General features: G+C 49.2%; 18 protein-coding genes and 1 pseudogene. 17 read left to right on the top strand and 2 right to left on the bottom strand.

From position 1 onward, the window contains the following. Positions 1-14: 14 nt before the first annotated feature. The 14 genes from ACUJB0_RS14890 to ACUJB0_RS14825 all read left to right on the top strand — a co-directional run bounded on the left by ACUJB0_RS14890 (position 15) and on the right by ACUJB0_RS14825 (position 8,856). On the top strand, positions 15-224 hold the full coding sequence (locus tag ACUJB0_RS14890; RefSeq protein ID WP_444845908.1) for a hypothetical protein: 210 nt from the start codon (positions 15-17) through the stop codon (positions 222-224). After that, positions 217-420: a hypothetical protein gene (locus ACUJB0_RS14885; RefSeq protein WP_444845907.1), complete on the top strand. Its 204-nt coding sequence runs from the start codon at positions 217-219 to the stop codon at positions 418-420. The genes ACUJB0_RS14890 and ACUJB0_RS14885 overlap by 8 nt, the downstream gene beginning before the upstream one ends. Before the next feature lie 56 nt (positions 421-476). Next, positions 477-1,160, top strand: coding sequence for a hypothetical protein (locus ACUJB0_RS14880; protein WP_444845906.1), 684 nt, complete (start codon positions 477-479; stop codon positions 1,158-1,160). Between the two features lie 2 nt (positions 1,161-1,162). Further along, complete coding sequence (locus ACUJB0_RS14875; protein WP_444845905.1) at positions 1,163-1,501, top strand: hypothetical protein; 339 nt, start codon at positions 1,163-1,165, stop codon at positions 1,499-1,501. Further along, positions 1,494-1,691, top strand: coding sequence for a major capsid protein (locus ACUJB0_RS14870; protein WP_444845904.1), 198 nt, complete (start codon positions 1,494-1,496; stop codon positions 1,689-1,691). The genes ACUJB0_RS14875 and ACUJB0_RS14870 overlap by 8 nt, the downstream gene beginning before the upstream one ends. Before the next feature lie 118 nt (positions 1,692-1,809). Continuing rightward, positions 1,810-3,042 carry a virulence factor TspB C-terminal domain-related protein gene (locus ACUJB0_RS14865; RefSeq protein WP_444845903.1) on the top strand — a complete coding sequence of 411 codons (1,233 nt, stop codon included), beginning with the start codon at positions 1,810-1,812 and terminating at the stop codon, positions 3,040-3,042. 3 nt (positions 3,043-3,045) lie between these two features. Beyond that, a complete protein-coding gene (locus ACUJB0_RS14860) occupies positions 3,046-3,366 on the top strand; it encodes a DUF2523 family protein (RefSeq protein WP_444845902.1) in 321 nt (106 codons plus the stop codon). Then, positions 3,363-4,481 (top strand): zonular occludens toxin domain-containing protein, encoded by a 1,119-nt coding sequence (locus ACUJB0_RS14855; protein WP_444845901.1) that lies wholly within the window; start codon positions 3,363-3,365, stop codon positions 4,479-4,481. Before ACUJB0_RS14860 ends, ACUJB0_RS14855 begins: the two co-directional genes overlap by 4 nt. A gap of 45 nt (positions 4,482-4,526) precedes the next feature. Beyond that, positions 4,527-4,799: a RepB family protein gene (locus tag ACUJB0_RS14850; protein WP_444845900.1), complete on the top strand. Its 273-nt coding sequence runs from the start codon at positions 4,527-4,529 to the stop codon at positions 4,797-4,799. Between the two features lie 302 nt (positions 4,800-5,101). Further along, a complete protein-coding gene (locus ACUJB0_RS14845; protein WP_444845899.1) occupies positions 5,102-6,001 on the top strand; it encodes a rolling circle replication-associated protein in 900 nt (299 codons plus the stop codon). 56 nt (positions 6,002-6,057) lie between these two features. Beyond that, the gene (locus ACUJB0_RS14840; RefSeq protein ID WP_444845898.1) at positions 6,058-6,948 is read left to right on the top strand and encodes a tyrosine-type recombinase/integrase; all 891 of its coding nucleotides are present in this window, start codon (positions 6,058-6,060) and stop codon (positions 6,946-6,948) included. A gap of 112 nt (positions 6,949-7,060) precedes the next feature. Then, positions 7,061-7,828: a hypothetical protein gene (locus ACUJB0_RS14835; protein ID WP_444845897.1), complete on the top strand. Its 768-nt coding sequence runs from the start codon at positions 7,061-7,063 to the stop codon at positions 7,826-7,828. A gap of 1 nt (position 7,829) precedes the next feature. Then, positions 7,830-8,402 (top strand): hypothetical protein, encoded by a 573-nt coding sequence (locus ACUJB0_RS14830; RefSeq protein WP_444845896.1) that lies wholly within the window; start codon positions 7,830-7,832, stop codon positions 8,400-8,402. Between the two features lie 115 nt (positions 8,403-8,517). After that, entirely contained in the window at positions 8,518-8,856 is a 339-nt protein-coding gene (locus ACUJB0_RS14825) for a hypothetical protein (protein ID WP_444845895.1), read from the top strand. A gap of 168 nt (positions 8,857-9,024) precedes the next feature. Here the strand turns inward: ACUJB0_RS14825 and ACUJB0_RS14820 are convergent, their stop codons facing one another. Next, positions 9,025-9,216 (bottom strand): hypothetical protein, encoded by a 192-nt coding sequence (locus ACUJB0_RS14820; protein ID WP_444845894.1) that lies wholly within the window; start codon positions 9,214-9,216, stop codon positions 9,025-9,027. Between the two features lie 347 nt (positions 9,217-9,563). On the opposite strand from ACUJB0_RS14820, the pseudogene ACUJB0_RS14815 reads away from it, so the two are divergent. The 3 genes and pseudogenes from ACUJB0_RS14815 to ACUJB0_RS14805 form a co-directional block, all read left to right on the top strand. Beyond that, positions 9,564-9,743: pseudogene (locus tag ACUJB0_RS14815) on the top strand (tyrosine-type recombinase/integrase); the annotation flags it as partial. 132 nt (positions 9,744-9,875) lie between these two features. Beyond that, positions 9,876-10,916, top strand: a complete 1,041-nt coding sequence (locus tag ACUJB0_RS14810; protein WP_444845893.1) for a DUF2971 domain-containing protein — start codon at positions 9,876-9,878, stop codon at positions 10,914-10,916. Positions 10,917-11,001: 85 nt separating this feature from the next. Next, positions 11,002-11,868: a hypothetical protein gene (locus ACUJB0_RS14805; RefSeq protein ID WP_444845892.1), complete on the top strand. Its 867-nt coding sequence runs from the start codon at positions 11,002-11,004 to the stop codon at positions 11,866-11,868. Positions 11,869-12,068: 200 nt separating this feature from the next. Here ACUJB0_RS14805 and ACUJB0_RS14800 read toward each other — a convergent pair whose 3' ends face one another. Next, on the bottom strand, positions 12,069-12,971 hold the full coding sequence (locus ACUJB0_RS14800) for a LysR family transcriptional regulator (protein WP_444845891.1): 903 nt from the start codon (positions 12,969-12,971) through the stop codon (positions 12,069-12,071). Positions 12,972-13,020 lie beyond the last annotated feature (49 nt).

Here is a 13,020-nt window from a genome sequence, read left to right as displayed (position 1 = left end):
AGAACGAGGAAATTATGTCCGTCACCGTCAGCGCCCATCAGAACTGCTCTATTCCCGGTGATCGCTACCGGCTGCAAGTGCGTCTGGTGAGGGAGGTCGATTGGGCGGATAGCCTGCAGTTTTCAGATTTCTATTCGGCTGAAGGTGCTGCCGATTTGGTCAGTGAGCTGAATCGTTTTTCGAAGCTCTGTGTTTATCGCGCTGTGCTGGTGTCGCATGTCTGAGTGGTCTTTGTCGCTGGTTTTAAACGCTGCTGAGGTTCGCGTGCTCAAGTCGGCGTTGCTGGTCGAGATAGCTTGTCTGGAAGGGCGTGTTCGCATTGATGCCGATCCGTCGATTTGGTATCCAGCGCTGAGCGCTGCACGTCGTGTGATGACCGTTTTGTCTGACAAAGCAAATAAGCATTTATTGGATTTATAACCGCGCCTGATGGCGTTTTGAAATGCCCTAGAGGGCTCATTCTGAAAGGTATAGCTATGCAAGCCAAGATCGAAATTATTCACGTTGTACAGGTTGCTGGCACTTCGCGTAAGACGGGTAACGATTACGACATTCGTAACGCGCAATGTGTGGTGCGTGATCCAGACCCGGAGACCGGCGAAGTGCAACCGCGCATTGGTGTTTTATCGTTGCCTGTTCGGTACAAGGATTTGCCTAAGGGCGTTTATCGCGTTGAGTTCGATGCTGCTGTTGCTACCAATGGCCGCATCGTTTCCGAGGTTGCTGATATTAAGCCGTGGGATGCCGCTGCAGCTGGTGCGCCTGTCCGAAAGGTGATGGTCGAGATTTTGGGCGTTTTGCCGCGCTCGGGTTTTTCCAAAAAGACGTTGAAGGATTATTCGATGCTATTTGCCGAGTGCATTGTGCATAAGGCTGATCGTGATACGGGTCTGGTCAGTCTTCTCGTCGGTGAGCTGCTTGTGCCTGAGCGTTTTAAGGACATCGTGCCGGGCATGTATGCCGTTGAGTTTGAAATCGCTATCAGTCAGGACAAGCGCATTGGTGGCCGTGTCGCGGATATGACGTTGCAGCAATCGGCTGCTCGCACTGCAGCCCCTGCCAGTCGTTCTCCTAGTGCTGCGCCGGCATCTGCTGCCGCTGTAACTGTGCCGCCGGCGTCTGTGGCTTCGGCTGGTGTGGCTGCGAAAGCGGGTAGTTAGTCATGCCTGTTTGCGCATTCGAAGCCGCTCTAACTGGGCCTGCTCCCAAGATTAACGGTGTTTCCGGCGGTCTTGTTCTTGCGAAGAGCGGAACGCAGAACAACTCGACTGCGTGTGATTTTGTCCTGCTGACGAGCGCAGAATATGACCAGATTTTTCATACGCTGTCTGCTGGGACTTCTCCTACTCCTACCTATCCGGCTTGGAATGAGCTGGGTAGTTTGAGTATCGCTGATGCGCAAGTTATCTCGGGCTACGTTGCCCTTTTGTGGGCCGGTGTCTGGGGTATCAAGCAAATCATTAAATCGTTGTCTATCTCTGAAAGGAATCAAGATGAATAAGTTTCTGAAACGTGGCTTGCTGGCTGTTGGTGGCGCTGTTGTCGCTGGTGCTGCGAGTGCCGCAACCGATACGACTGCGCTGACCGCTGCCATTACCGATGCTGGTACGGCTGCTGGTGTGGTGGGTACTGCGGTGCTGGTCGTTCTGGTGTCGATCCGGGCGCTGAAGTACATTCGTTCGGCGCTGTAATCAGCTGAGCGGCCTTTGTAGGGCGGGGCTTCGGCCCCTTTTTTTTTACGAATTGTGGAGGGCGTTATGGGCATTATTTTTCTGGTCGCGGTCTGCGGCGCTTGGTGGATTTTGTTCCATGATTAATCGCTTCTGTTATTTTTTTGTCGTCATAGTTCTTGTGATGGCTTCTGATTTTGCCCATGCCAAAAGGACTATTTTTTATTATGGCGATGGGCAACTCGTCGCATACGGTAACGTCTTTGAGCCGCAGTCTTGTGACGTGCTGAAGAACGGTTTACCGTCCTATATGTCTGATGGTGCATCTTGCTCCGGCATTAGTGAGGCTATGAAAGTGCCGGGTGGTGGGTCGTTTACTTTCAAGACCAAAGACTACGGGTCTAGCAATGTGAGGCTCACGATTACGGGCGAGTGTACACAAGGTACGGCCAGCGATACTGTTGAAGTTCTTGCTGGTTATGGCAATCCGACTACTCACCAGATTTCTCAGGTGCTTTCCGATCCGGCTCCGTGGTCGCAGCATGGTTGTATGGTCCGTATTAAGCAGGAAACGCAATGCTATGCGAAGTCCGGTGATTCTGAGGTTGCTGTCGGCGTGAAGCGTATTTATTGCAGTGCCACCACAGAGGAAACAGGGGAGGATGGCGGTGAGACCGGCCAGCCTACTCAAGACCCTACGCCATATAACGGCGGCGCCAATCCGGGCGGTGGAACTACCGATCCGGGTACTGGAACTAATCCGGGTGGAGGCACAACGAATCCCGGTGGTGGCACAACGAATCCCGGTGGCGGAACAACGAATCCGGGCGGTGGCACGACTAATCCCGGTGGCGGAACAACTGACCCCGGTACGGGTACAAATCCTGGCAGCGGATCTGGTGGAAGCGGTGATCTTTGTCAGCGCAATCCGTCTCTTAATATTTGCAAAAATTCTTCGGCGACTGTCTCTTGTGGTGCGGCTGTCTATTGTGATGGTGACGCTATCCAATGCGCCATGCTTCGCCAGGTCGCGGAGCAGAACTGTCGTGATATTCAGGATGCGCAGGCCGCGAATGAGTCGGGTATCGGGAAGCTCGGTAAGCAGGTTCTAGATGGGCAAGACCCGAAGAGCGATGATTTGCCGACGCCTGAAAATGGTACTGAGGTCAATGTGCCAAAGACCCTCGATCAGTCGGGTTGGCTCGGTGGCGGCCAGTGCTTTGCGGATAAGTCCTTCACTATTCAAGGCCGTGAGGTCGTGATTCCATTTTCTCGCGCTTGTAGCGCTCTTATCGTGCTCCGGTACGCAATCATGATCGTCGCTTTGATGGTGTCGTTTAAGTTGCTGTCCGGTGCTGTCATTCGGGAGTAGGCCATGCCGTTATTGACTGCTTTGCTTGGTGGGCTTTTGACTATCGCTGGTTCGATGGTAGGTCGTGTGTTGATCGCGTTGGGTATGTCTTATGTGACCTATAGCGGGTTTGATTTGAGCATCAACTGGTTGCTGGATCAGATCAAGGGGAATATGGCTGCGTTGCCCGCAGACGTGGTGTCGTTCTTGGCGTGGTGCTGGGTAGATAAAGCTATCGGGGTGATCTTCTCTGCATACTCTGCTGCGCTTGTTGTGAAGCTTGCTGGTGGAACCTCGTTGACCAAGCTCGTGACTAAAAAATCAGGTGGTGGAGGTGCAGCGTGATTGACCTCATAACTGGGTTGCCGGGTAATGCGAAAACCCTTTTCACTATTGGTCTCGTTCGAGATTTGGCATTGCGTGAAAATCGGCCGGTGTTCTACTCTGGCATTCCTGAGTTGAAGTTGGATTGGCAGGAAATTGATCCGACAAAGTGGATGGATGTTCCGCCGAAATCGATTGTCCTCATTGATGAGGCGCAGCGAATTTTTCGTAACCGGTCGCTTGGGTCTCAGCCGCCGAAGCATGTTACCGATTTAGAGACGCATCGTCATTTGGGTATCGATCTTTTTTTCATTACACAGCATCCATCGCTGATTGACCCTGCGATTAGGCGACTCGCCGGACGGCATCGTCACATGGTTCGCGTGTGGGGTATGGAAGTGTCTACGGTCCACAAGTGGGACTCAGTGAAAGACAACTGCGATAAGCCGTCGTCGCGTAACGATTCGGAAAAAACGAAGTGGGCATTTGATAAGAGCATATACAAGCTCTATAAGTCTGCTGACGAGCATACGATGAAACGTAGCATTCCGATGCGCGCCAAGTTGCTGTTGTTGACGCCTGTGATCTTGGTGGCTTGTGCCTTCTTGGTCTATAAGCTGACGATAGGTAAAAATCAAAAACCTCAATTGCCGCCTGCTGATGCTGTCGCTGCTCAATCTCCCGTTGCGACTCAGTCGAAATCTGTGGGTGTGCGTCCGGCGGAGTTTGATCCCAAAGAAGATATGAGGCACTACGTGCAGATGAATACTCCGCGTATTGAGGGCCTTGTACAGACTGCTCCCAAATATGACGAACTCACGAAGCCCACTCGCGTGCCTGTCCCGGCGGCATGTATTCAGGTGTCGGACAAGTGCCGCTGTTTTTCTCAGCAGGGAACGGCGCTCGATGTGAAGTACAGCATGTGCATTGAGTTCGCCCGCAATGGCTTCTTTCAAGAGTTTGATGCGGATAGAGATCGTCGATCGACAGAACGTACTGCGGAGTCTGTGCGCGTTTTGGAAGGCCGGGGAGGGCAGCAGGTGGCCGATGGTTCTCCGAAATCGGAGGCTGCGCAGGTAGCGGTGTTTGGCAATCCGCCGTCTGACCCTCCGCGCAAGTCGCCTGTCGGCATGTGATCTGCATAGGAATTACTGTGACTTGTCACGCTAATTGAGGTGGGCATGAAGCAAGTAGAGGATAACCGTACGTTGGACATGATCGGGGATTTGCCGCGGCGTCGTGGTCGACCTGCTGGTGATGTTGCTCCGTTGTCTGCCGCCGAACGCAAGCAGCTTCAACGACAGAGGCTCAGGGACGGCGGGAAAGAGGTGTTGACGGTTGTGGTGTCTCGTGAGGTGTTCGACGCTATGCACACGTTTCTTCAGTTTAAGGGAGAGACCCAAGATAGCTTAGTTGATCGGTTGTTGCGTGATCGGCTGTTGAGGAAGCGGTAGGGATAAATGGCGGGCCGATTTGCAAGGCAAATTGGTTCGCAAACAAGCGGGAGCGCGTAGGTCGTATGTTGACGGCGTTCTTGTCGCTGAGCTTGCAAGCTCGTGCCGCCCGATGCGTTGCGCAGCTAGCGAGGGCGGCGCGAAGCGCCGCCTAAACTTGTATTGAGAACACTTAAGAACACAGACATATAAAACACAGTCGGTGTCATAGGGAAATGAAGGATTTTTAAAGCACAAAAAAAGGCCCCGATCAGCAGCAACTGAGCGAGGCCCTTGATAAACCTGCTATCACAGGAATACCAATGAACGAATTAGATATCGAAAACGCTTCCCAGTCAATTGTTGTTGGTCATGTTGGCGCTGATCCTGATTACACGAAACCTGTTTGGTGGAATGACGATGGCACAAAGGGTACGTTTCAGGACAACTATACGGCCCGTAGGCGCGTCTTTCCTGATGGTCAATGCGTCGTTACCGTCACGAAGGATAAAAGTTTTGTGGGACCTGCGATGACTCGTGTGCGTGCCAAGCGTGGCGAGTCTGAAAACCGTGAGGCCAGCGAAGAATTGGCGGGGCGTCGTGCCAAGCAAAAAGTTCGTGACTGCTGCAAGGCTATTTCTGCTGATCGGATGGTGACACTCACGTATAGGGAAAATATGATGGATCGTGAGACTGCGCTGAAGCATTTCAAGGCGTTTTGCCGCAAGCTTGGCAAGCACAAGCAATTCCATTACGTCGCCGTTATCGAAGAGCAACAGCGTGGCGCATTGCATTTTCATATCGCGGTGACTGGGCGACAAATGTATGCGCTGCTGCGGTCAATCTGGCAAAGCGTGCTGGGCCGTGGTGCCGATGGCCAGCAAATGGGTCAGGTCAATGTGCGCGATCCTCATTCATTCGGTTTTGGAGTCAAGGGTGCTCATCGGCTCGCCGCATATATCGCCAAATACTGCGGCAAGGAAATGGCTTGCCGTGAACTGAATCAAAAGCGTTATTTCCGCTCAAGGGGGCTTGTGGTGCCTGATGTCCAGTCATGGCGTCTTCCGGGGTGCACATGCATGCTGGCTGCTGTCCATGAGGCTTTTAGGCTGATTGAGGGGCATTGCGTGGAAAACCTAGACACTTGGTGTAACAACGCGCTTGGGATTGTTTATCTGGCTACTGCGCCCGGCTTGGTTGATCCGGAGTATTGCCCATTTTAAAAACTTGTCACTATTGATGTATTATTTCCCGTGAGGAAATGTTGCGAGGCATCTAGATGGGCATTAACGATTCGATGCAGTTAGCTTTGTCCGTGGACACAGGTATCGCGAAAACTTGGGACGATGCAGTGGCGCGCTGGGTTCTTGAAAAGTCGGATAAGGCATCAATTCAGTCTGATCGATGTATTCTTCGTTGGCTTGCTCCACTGTTGGCCGGTGTGCCTCTGACCGACATAGATCGTAGCGTGGTCGATGCCATCACTCTGAGAAAGGTGAAATCCGGCGTTGCAAACGGCACAGTGAATCGAATGTTAGCGCTATTGCGAGCTATTCTTCGTCGGGCCGCTTATGACTGGGAGTGGATGGGGGAGGTTCCTCGGGTGCGTTTGTTAAAAGAGCCTACGCGCCGTGTGCGCTATCTTACGCCGCTACAGGCTCAGCGATTGTTGGAGCAGCTGCCGTCTCACCTTGCCGAAATGGCGGCTTTTTCTCTCGCTACCGGGCTTCGGAAATCAAATGTTACGGGGTTGGAGTGGTCGCAAATTGATTTGTCGCGCTGTATGGCATGGGTACATCCTGATCAGTCAAAGACTCGTCGCGCTATAGCAGTGCCTCTCAATCAAGATGCTATGCGTGTGTTGTCTGTACAGGCTGGTCGACACCCTACTCATGTTTTCGCTTTCAAGGGGGAAACCATTGCCAAGGTCAGCACGGCTGCATGGAAAAAGGCTCTAAAGCGTGCTGGTATCGATGATTTCCGCTGGCATGATTTACGGCATACGTGGGCAAGTTGGCATGTACAGAACGGAACTCCGTTGAACGTTCTTCAGGAGTTGGGCGGATGGGAAAGCCCGCAGATGGTTCGGAGATATGCTCATTTTTCAGCGCAACACTTGGCGGCTTACGTGACCAAGTTGCCTTCGCTGATTCTTCCAGAGTATATTTAATGCATTGACAACGTCAACTAATGCTGTCACTGGGGTTGTGGAAGTTCTAGGTTGTACATATCTACTCTGCTATCATGAAGTATGACACAGTAGGAAAATTGACTAATCAACTATGAACATTGCTGAAAAGCCTTACATCGGTAGCGCGGTCTACATCTTGAACTTCCGTAATCCAGCGCTCAAAGTTCGATTTGAGCAAGCGCAAGCTGAGGCTGCATTTGCTGGGTTCGTCAATGGACAATCGCAGCAAACTAACGTGCCGGATAGCGCCGATCCGAATCAAGCCCGGTTGATCTTTCAGTCGGAGAAAAAATCTATTGCTATATCGCAAGCTGCCTGCCAGCTTCAGTTGGGTTTTCATGGGTCTGGGCTTTCCTTTTCTGCACAACTGGCGGCGTTGCGAAAAAATGTTTTAGAGTTTTGTCGCAGATGTTATGTTTTCCGTGATTTTTCGGAATATGCACTGAACGGACTTGTTGTTGAGGTGAATTTCCCTCGGCAAATGATGGATATTAAGTCGGAACTGCAGATTTTACACGAACGTTTTATTAAGACCGAGAAGCTCGGGGAAGTTGGCTCCTTTCAAATTAATTTGGGTTATAAAGTTGAAGACCTTTTCTTGAATTTTTCCGTTAGTCCGTATGAGACAAGGAAATTTGAGGTGAGTTTCAAAATGACTTCTCCCATCCCTGATGTGAATTTGAATTCTCTTCCAGTGATTGAGAATGGATTAACAGTTAAAATCGATGTAAATAATATGCCTATTGCCGAAAAGAAGGGCTCTGAGGAAATGCCTTCGCAGTTATTGAGTGCTTTCGATGATTTCGTGGATAAGAAATTCTCTTCCATAATTGGAATGGAATTGCCTAAAGGGGAATGAAATGGATGATTTGGTATCGGTGAAGACGACTACTCTCACGCCGCTCATTTTTTCTGGGAAGCCTTATGCTGGTGCTGCAACTATTGTTCCTCATAGTTTGACTATTCCACCGTTCAGAAGTGATACTGTTCATCGTGTCGTGATTGATACTGCGACTAAATATGTATCAATTAATTCTTATCAAACTACGGAATTGGTTTCTGCATTCGGATCTGCTGCTTTTCAGTCGCACTGTGACGTTGAGGCGCTTAAGGTGGTTGCAAACTGGCAAAGAAAATATATAAATTACCAGTCTGTGTATAGTGCTTATTTGATTGGAGCTCTTGACGACAAAGAGTTTGAAGAGGAGGCTAATGCGTATGTCTCTGAGGCAAGGAGTGTTTCACCTGAAAGTTTGGTTGATATTGTCGGAAGATTGAATCGGCTTTTAGACTTTAAGCTTAGCGATAGTGAAATGGCAGAGTATTTAGAGGTGGATACTGAGTCTGTAGAAAAAGCATTGAATCTCCAGAAAACGTTGCCTCCTCAGACGCAGTTTTCTTTTAATTGGTCAAATCTTATATCGGGTACTTAATTAAAAGATGGCATTTTCTTCTAGCACCGGTAGTTCCGTTGAAGGCGAAAAGCTTCGTCTCCAGACCAGAAAATGGGGAACTCCGCCGCCATTGAGGTGTCCTAAGACAAAGAGAATGCAATTTCGATTTCGTCTTGGAATGCGGGGTGAAGCAAAAATTGAGGAAGCTTATAGCGATCCTGCTTCAATTGTTCATTTTATTACATCGTTCGTACAACATGGTGATCGTATAGAGGGGGCAACCGTGGCTGGGTGGGCTTGGAAACCTTTAGGTAAGCCCCATGTCACCATTTGCTCCGGTACTCATAACGGTACAGTAGTGCAGATCTCTGGAGGTTGTTTAGCTCAGATTGAGTCGCCACCGCGTGAGCATTTAAATAGCGCTGAAATTGATGCGCGTAATCCTGCAATAACACCGATTTTGCGGGAAACTGTTTCTGTGAAAATTGATTGAGATTTTGGCTGAGTGTATATGTTTTTTGCCGGATTGTGCTTTTCGTCTCCATTTGGTGTGAAACATCCATCGGTCGTAGAGCATGTGTCTCATAATCCGTTGGTGCCGTGTTCGACTCACGGGAGGCCCACCAAATTCGCTATAAAAAACAAAGGGTTAGCTATTGCGCTAACCCTTGTTTATTTCTTCCGATAAGGCTTTGTCCAGTTTTTGCCCAATTTGTTTGGCCTTCACTGTTCGTTTGCTCGCGGAATTGCCCCACTCCGATTGACCCGCCTTCCACTGCCTGGCAAACTCCGCCACGCGGTCATATGACCCTTCATAACCCAGCTCTTTAAGATCCTCATGGATCTGTTTCAAGTTGCGTCGCTGCTTACGTGGCTTGCCTGCCTCGGGCCTTGAGCCAGCCTGATAATTGAATCGAGTATTTGTCTAAACCACTGGTAGAACGCCGCTCCGCATAGGAGGGTGCAGTCGTTTCTGATCGTTGATAGGGGTGGACGGTATTGCGTGAAATTCCCGGTCGCCTCGCGATTTCTCGTAAAGGGATCTGGTCACGAAAGTGCCAGCGTCAGATGGTGCCTAACAAAGCCACGTTGATCACTCCGATCTCCTGTTGATGCGACAGGTCGAATTGTCCTACTAACGTGGGCCAAGTTCCGTTGCATTCTGGAGAAGTGGGGTCAATTTTTAGTGCAAATTAACAAGAAAGCTTAAAGCTTGCGGGAATTGATGATTTTCGTTGGCACGATTTACGTCATACTTGGGCAAGTTGGCATGTCCAGAACGGTACGCTTCTGAATGTGCTACAAGAATTAGGCGGTTGGGAAAGTCGACAAATGGTGATACGGTACGCGCACTTTTCTGCTAGCCATTTGGCTGCTTAACGCATCGCTTGCCCGCATTAGTAACTGCTAGAAAGGATTGTTGAACGTATTGCATTTTGATTTCTTTGAAATACCTTTAGTTTTGTTTTTATATATGTGGATGCTAAAGAGCGATTAATTAGGTGGCAACTTATGTTATTTAAATTTTTTCCTCCAGAACGTGCCGGAATATTTTCCAATGGCATGATACGCTTTAGTCAGGTGGCGGCGTTGAATGATCCATTCGAATCGACGGCTATAATTAAACCTGCTTTTTCGATTGAAGATTTTATAGATAAAAATAATAGTGAATTGGATGAATTGGTGGCAGCAAGATTGGGTGATTTGACTGAGCAAGATTTGTTGTTGGCTGAGAATGAAAAAAAATCGATGTCGAAGTGGGTACGCCGAAGAATGTCGGCTGAACGCCTATCAATCGACGTGATGCGTAAAATAAATCGTTCTATTGGGATTCTTTCACTGACCGCCGAGAAAAATAATCTTTTAATGTGGGCACACTACGCGAACTCCCATACGGGTTTTGTTATTGGCTTTGACGATGAACATGAGTTTTTTCATCTGCCATATCTGAATGGAGAGGAATCTTCTCCTATACAGGTCTCCTATGATAATAAGCGTATGCCATATGTGAATGACGGTTTAGTTAAGTCATTTAATAACCTAATCGGTCAAAAGTCTAAAGTTTGGGAATGCGAAAAAGAGTTTAGAATTACACGAAATTTAGAAGATGGTCCTGCGGAATTTGCAGATGCTAAAGGTTTAGGTGTTCATCTTTTTAATATTCCAAAAAGCGCGTTTAAAGAAGTTATTTTTGGTGCGAACTCTTCGCTTGCAATGCGGTTTGGAATAATAAAGATGATCCGAGCTAATAAGCTTCCCGTTAAAGTTTTTGTGGCCGGTTTTAATGTGGAATCTTTTGATATGGTATTTCAAGAGATCAGCCTAAACGAATACGCACAAAAATTTGATGGAAATTCCCCATCTTATACATTTTCTGGGCAGAACTATTTTTTGCCTGTTGAGCGTAATTTGTTTCTGACGGCGCTATATGAGGAAATGCCTTTGTATGGAACTATCATGCCTAGCGCGGCGTCCATACTTCGGCATTGTGTTGCTAATTTCGCGTTAGATTGCCAACTATTCGTTGCTCAGTGGAGACTGATAGATTCTTGAGTTGCATTTTTCAGTTGGGCATCTTGCTGCTTATGTGTCAAAATTACTTTTGTCAATCCTTTAAAAATAATTAATTGGGGTCGTAATGGTTTCAGCTGAAGGGGCTAAAGCTTCTGTCGAGACATTTGGAGAGATGTTAAAGCTTAGACTTGCATCTCCATTTATATTGGCATATATATTTTCGTGGATTGGATATAACTATCAAGTTATCGTAATTTTGCTTTCAGATGATCCTTTTAGGATGAAATTAAATTACGTAAATAAATTTATTGAATTCCATCCGTATGCGCCAATTTTGTGGGCGGTCTTTGCGGTTCCAGCGCTATCTTTTTTGCAATTAGCTCATCAGATTGTTAAGGCAGCATTTTTTTGGTTGGAGCGAGAAGTTTTGCACTGGTTTGATGCCAGAAAGGCCATGAATCGAAGTGAGCAAGTAGCGGAATTCAGTTCGCGCGATATGAAAATAGATGCATTAAAAGGGCAGATTGATGAATTGTATTCTAATGCCACTTCTCAGAGAGTTTCTAATGAGGGCATTGTGAGGAGTTTGCACGAAAGAATTCGGATGAATATGCTGCATACGCTCGCTTCGGACACTGGAATGACGACTCAAGAGGTAATGAATGGATTTTCTGGTATCCCGGTCGACAATACCGATGCACTAGATCAGAGATACAGAATTTTCCGAAAAAGCAATTATTATTCTAAGTTGGTAGATTTTTTTAAATTCTTGGAAAATATGCCTATTGAAAATGGGAATGCAATTTTTGACCCGGAATCTCTTGCTGGTGCGATGCAATTGGTGAATGCGGATTTGGGTTATTTTATAGATTTTTTATTTTCGTTGAGGTTTGTTGATTCGCCGTTTTCTTCTGGAAAAATTTATAAGGTTCCGGTGAATAGTGAGGAATTTCATAGGGCTAGGCTTGTAGCTTCTAGATGTTCTAATTAACGAAGTTTTTATATCTTATTTTTTAAATTTCAGCGTTTGGTCTTATCTGCTAGTGGTGGTTCCGATGTATGTTTGTGCGGCTGGTTAGCATTGATTTGTGTATTCTGTGCAGCATATGTCTCATAATCCGTTGGTGCCGTGTTCGGCTCACGGGAGGTCCACCAAAAAATCAAAGAGTTGGATGCATCCAGGTCTTTTTCTTATCTGGCATCGCCGGCAAGGGCGTTGATCAGCGCGCGTACCGCCGCCGAGTGGTGCCGGTGCGGCGCATACACCAGCGAGAACGGCCGCGTCCGGCCGCTCAGTTCGGGCAGCAGTTCGACCAGCCGTCCGCTGGCCAGGCGCTCGCGCGCGATGAAGTCGTAGGTCTGGCAGATGCCGATTCCCTGCTCGGCCATCGACACCGTGCCAAGCACATCGTCCGATACTTCCAGCACCGACCTGGGCTGCCATTCAAGATCCTCTCCGTCGATGCGAAACGACCAGGCGCCCAGCTTGCCCGTGCGCGGCAGCACGAAAGGCAGGCAGACATGCTGCGCTAACTCCTCAAGATTTTGCGGAACACCCGCCCGCTTCAGATAATCCGGAGCTGCGACCAGCCGCAGCCTGGCATCTTCCAGCTTGCGCGCGACCAGCCCGCTGTCTGGCAGATGGCCTAGGCGGATCGCCATGTCGAATCCCTCCGCGACCAGGTCGACGTTGCGATTGGTGATGTTGAGCTCGAGCCGGACCTCGGGGTTTTGCGCCAGGAAGGGCTTGAGCAAGGCCGGCAGGCGAAAGTGGCCGAACGTCGTCGGCGCGCTGATGCGCACCCGTCCGCTCAAGGCCGCACTTTGCGACTGCGCTTCCTGCTCCGCCTCGCGCAGCAGGCCGAAGGCGCCGCGCGCCTGTTCCAGGTAGCGCTGTCCGGCATCCGTCAGCCCGATACGGCGCGTCGTCCGCCGCATCAGTTGCTGGCCGAGCCGTGCTTCCAGCCGCCCAATTGCGCGGCTGAGGACGGATGCGGTGGTCGATAACGCGGCCGCCGCCGACGTGAACGAGCCGTGCTCCATCACCGCCAGGAACACTTCGACGTCTCCCAGGTAATCAAAATTTCGGCTCATTTGGTCCTCTTGAGAACTAATCATTTTCAACTTGGCTAGTTTATCTCCT

Source organism: Duganella caerulea, assembly GCF_040362985.1.
Lineage (GTDB): Bacteria > Pseudomonadota > Gammaproteobacteria > Burkholderiales > Burkholderiaceae_D > Rugamonas > Rugamonas vulcania.
Note: the sequence above shows the minus strand (reverse complement) of the source record. Positions and strands in the feature narration are given on the sequence as shown.

What these genes read in the sequence shown, in the direction of transcription:
- ACUJB0_RS14890 (WP_444845908.1), top strand. Translation starts at nt 15, where the DNA reads ATGTCCGTCACCGTCAGCGCCCATCAGAACTGCTCTATTCCCGGTGAT.
- ACUJB0_RS14885 (WP_444845907.1), top strand. Translation starts at nt 217, where the DNA reads ATGTCTGAGTGGTCTTTGTCGCTGGTTTTAAACGCTGCTGAGGTTCGC.
- ACUJB0_RS14880 (WP_444845906.1), top strand. Translation starts at nt 477, where the DNA reads ATGCAAGCCAAGATCGAAATTATTCACGTTGTACAGGTTGCTGGCACT.
- ACUJB0_RS14875 (WP_444845905.1), top strand. Translation starts at nt 1,163, where the DNA reads ATGCCTGTTTGCGCATTCGAAGCCGCTCTAACTGGGCCTGCTCCCAAG.
- ACUJB0_RS14870 (WP_444845904.1), top strand. Translation starts at nt 1,494, where the DNA reads ATGAATAAGTTTCTGAAACGTGGCTTGCTGGCTGTTGGTGGCGCTGTT.
- ACUJB0_RS14865 (WP_444845903.1), top strand. Translation starts at nt 1,810, where the DNA reads ATGATTAATCGCTTCTGTTATTTTTTTGTCGTCATAGTTCTTGTGATG.
- ACUJB0_RS14860 (WP_444845902.1), top strand. Translation starts at nt 3,046, where the DNA reads ATGCCGTTATTGACTGCTTTGCTTGGTGGGCTTTTGACTATCGCTGGT.
- ACUJB0_RS14850 (WP_444845900.1), top strand. Translation starts at nt 4,527, where the DNA reads ATGAAGCAAGTAGAGGATAACCGTACGTTGGACATGATCGGGGATTTG.
- ACUJB0_RS14845 (WP_444845899.1), top strand. Translation starts at nt 5,102, where the DNA reads ATGAACGAATTAGATATCGAAAACGCTTCCCAGTCAATTGTTGTTGGT.
- ACUJB0_RS14840 (WP_444845898.1), top strand. Translation starts at nt 6,058, where the DNA reads ATGGGCATTAACGATTCGATGCAGTTAGCTTTGTCCGTGGACACAGGT.
- ACUJB0_RS14835 (WP_444845897.1), top strand. Translation starts at nt 7,061, where the DNA reads ATGAACATTGCTGAAAAGCCTTACATCGGTAGCGCGGTCTACATCTTG.
- ACUJB0_RS14830 (WP_444845896.1), top strand. Translation starts at nt 7,830, where the DNA reads ATGGATGATTTGGTATCGGTGAAGACGACTACTCTCACGCCGCTCATT.
- ACUJB0_RS14825 (WP_444845895.1), top strand. Translation starts at nt 8,518, where the DNA reads ATGCAATTTCGATTTCGTCTTGGAATGCGGGGTGAAGCAAAAATTGAG.
- ACUJB0_RS14810 (WP_444845893.1), top strand. Translation starts at nt 9,876, where the DNA reads ATGTTATTTAAATTTTTTCCTCCAGAACGTGCCGGAATATTTTCCAAT.
- ACUJB0_RS14805 (WP_444845892.1), top strand. Translation starts at nt 11,002, where the DNA reads ATGGTTTCAGCTGAAGGGGCTAAAGCTTCTGTCGAGACATTTGGAGAG.
- ACUJB0_RS14800 (WP_444845891.1), bottom strand. Translation starts at nt 12,971, where the DNA reads ATGAGCCGAAATTTTGATTACCTGGGAGACGTCGAAGTGTTCCTGGCG.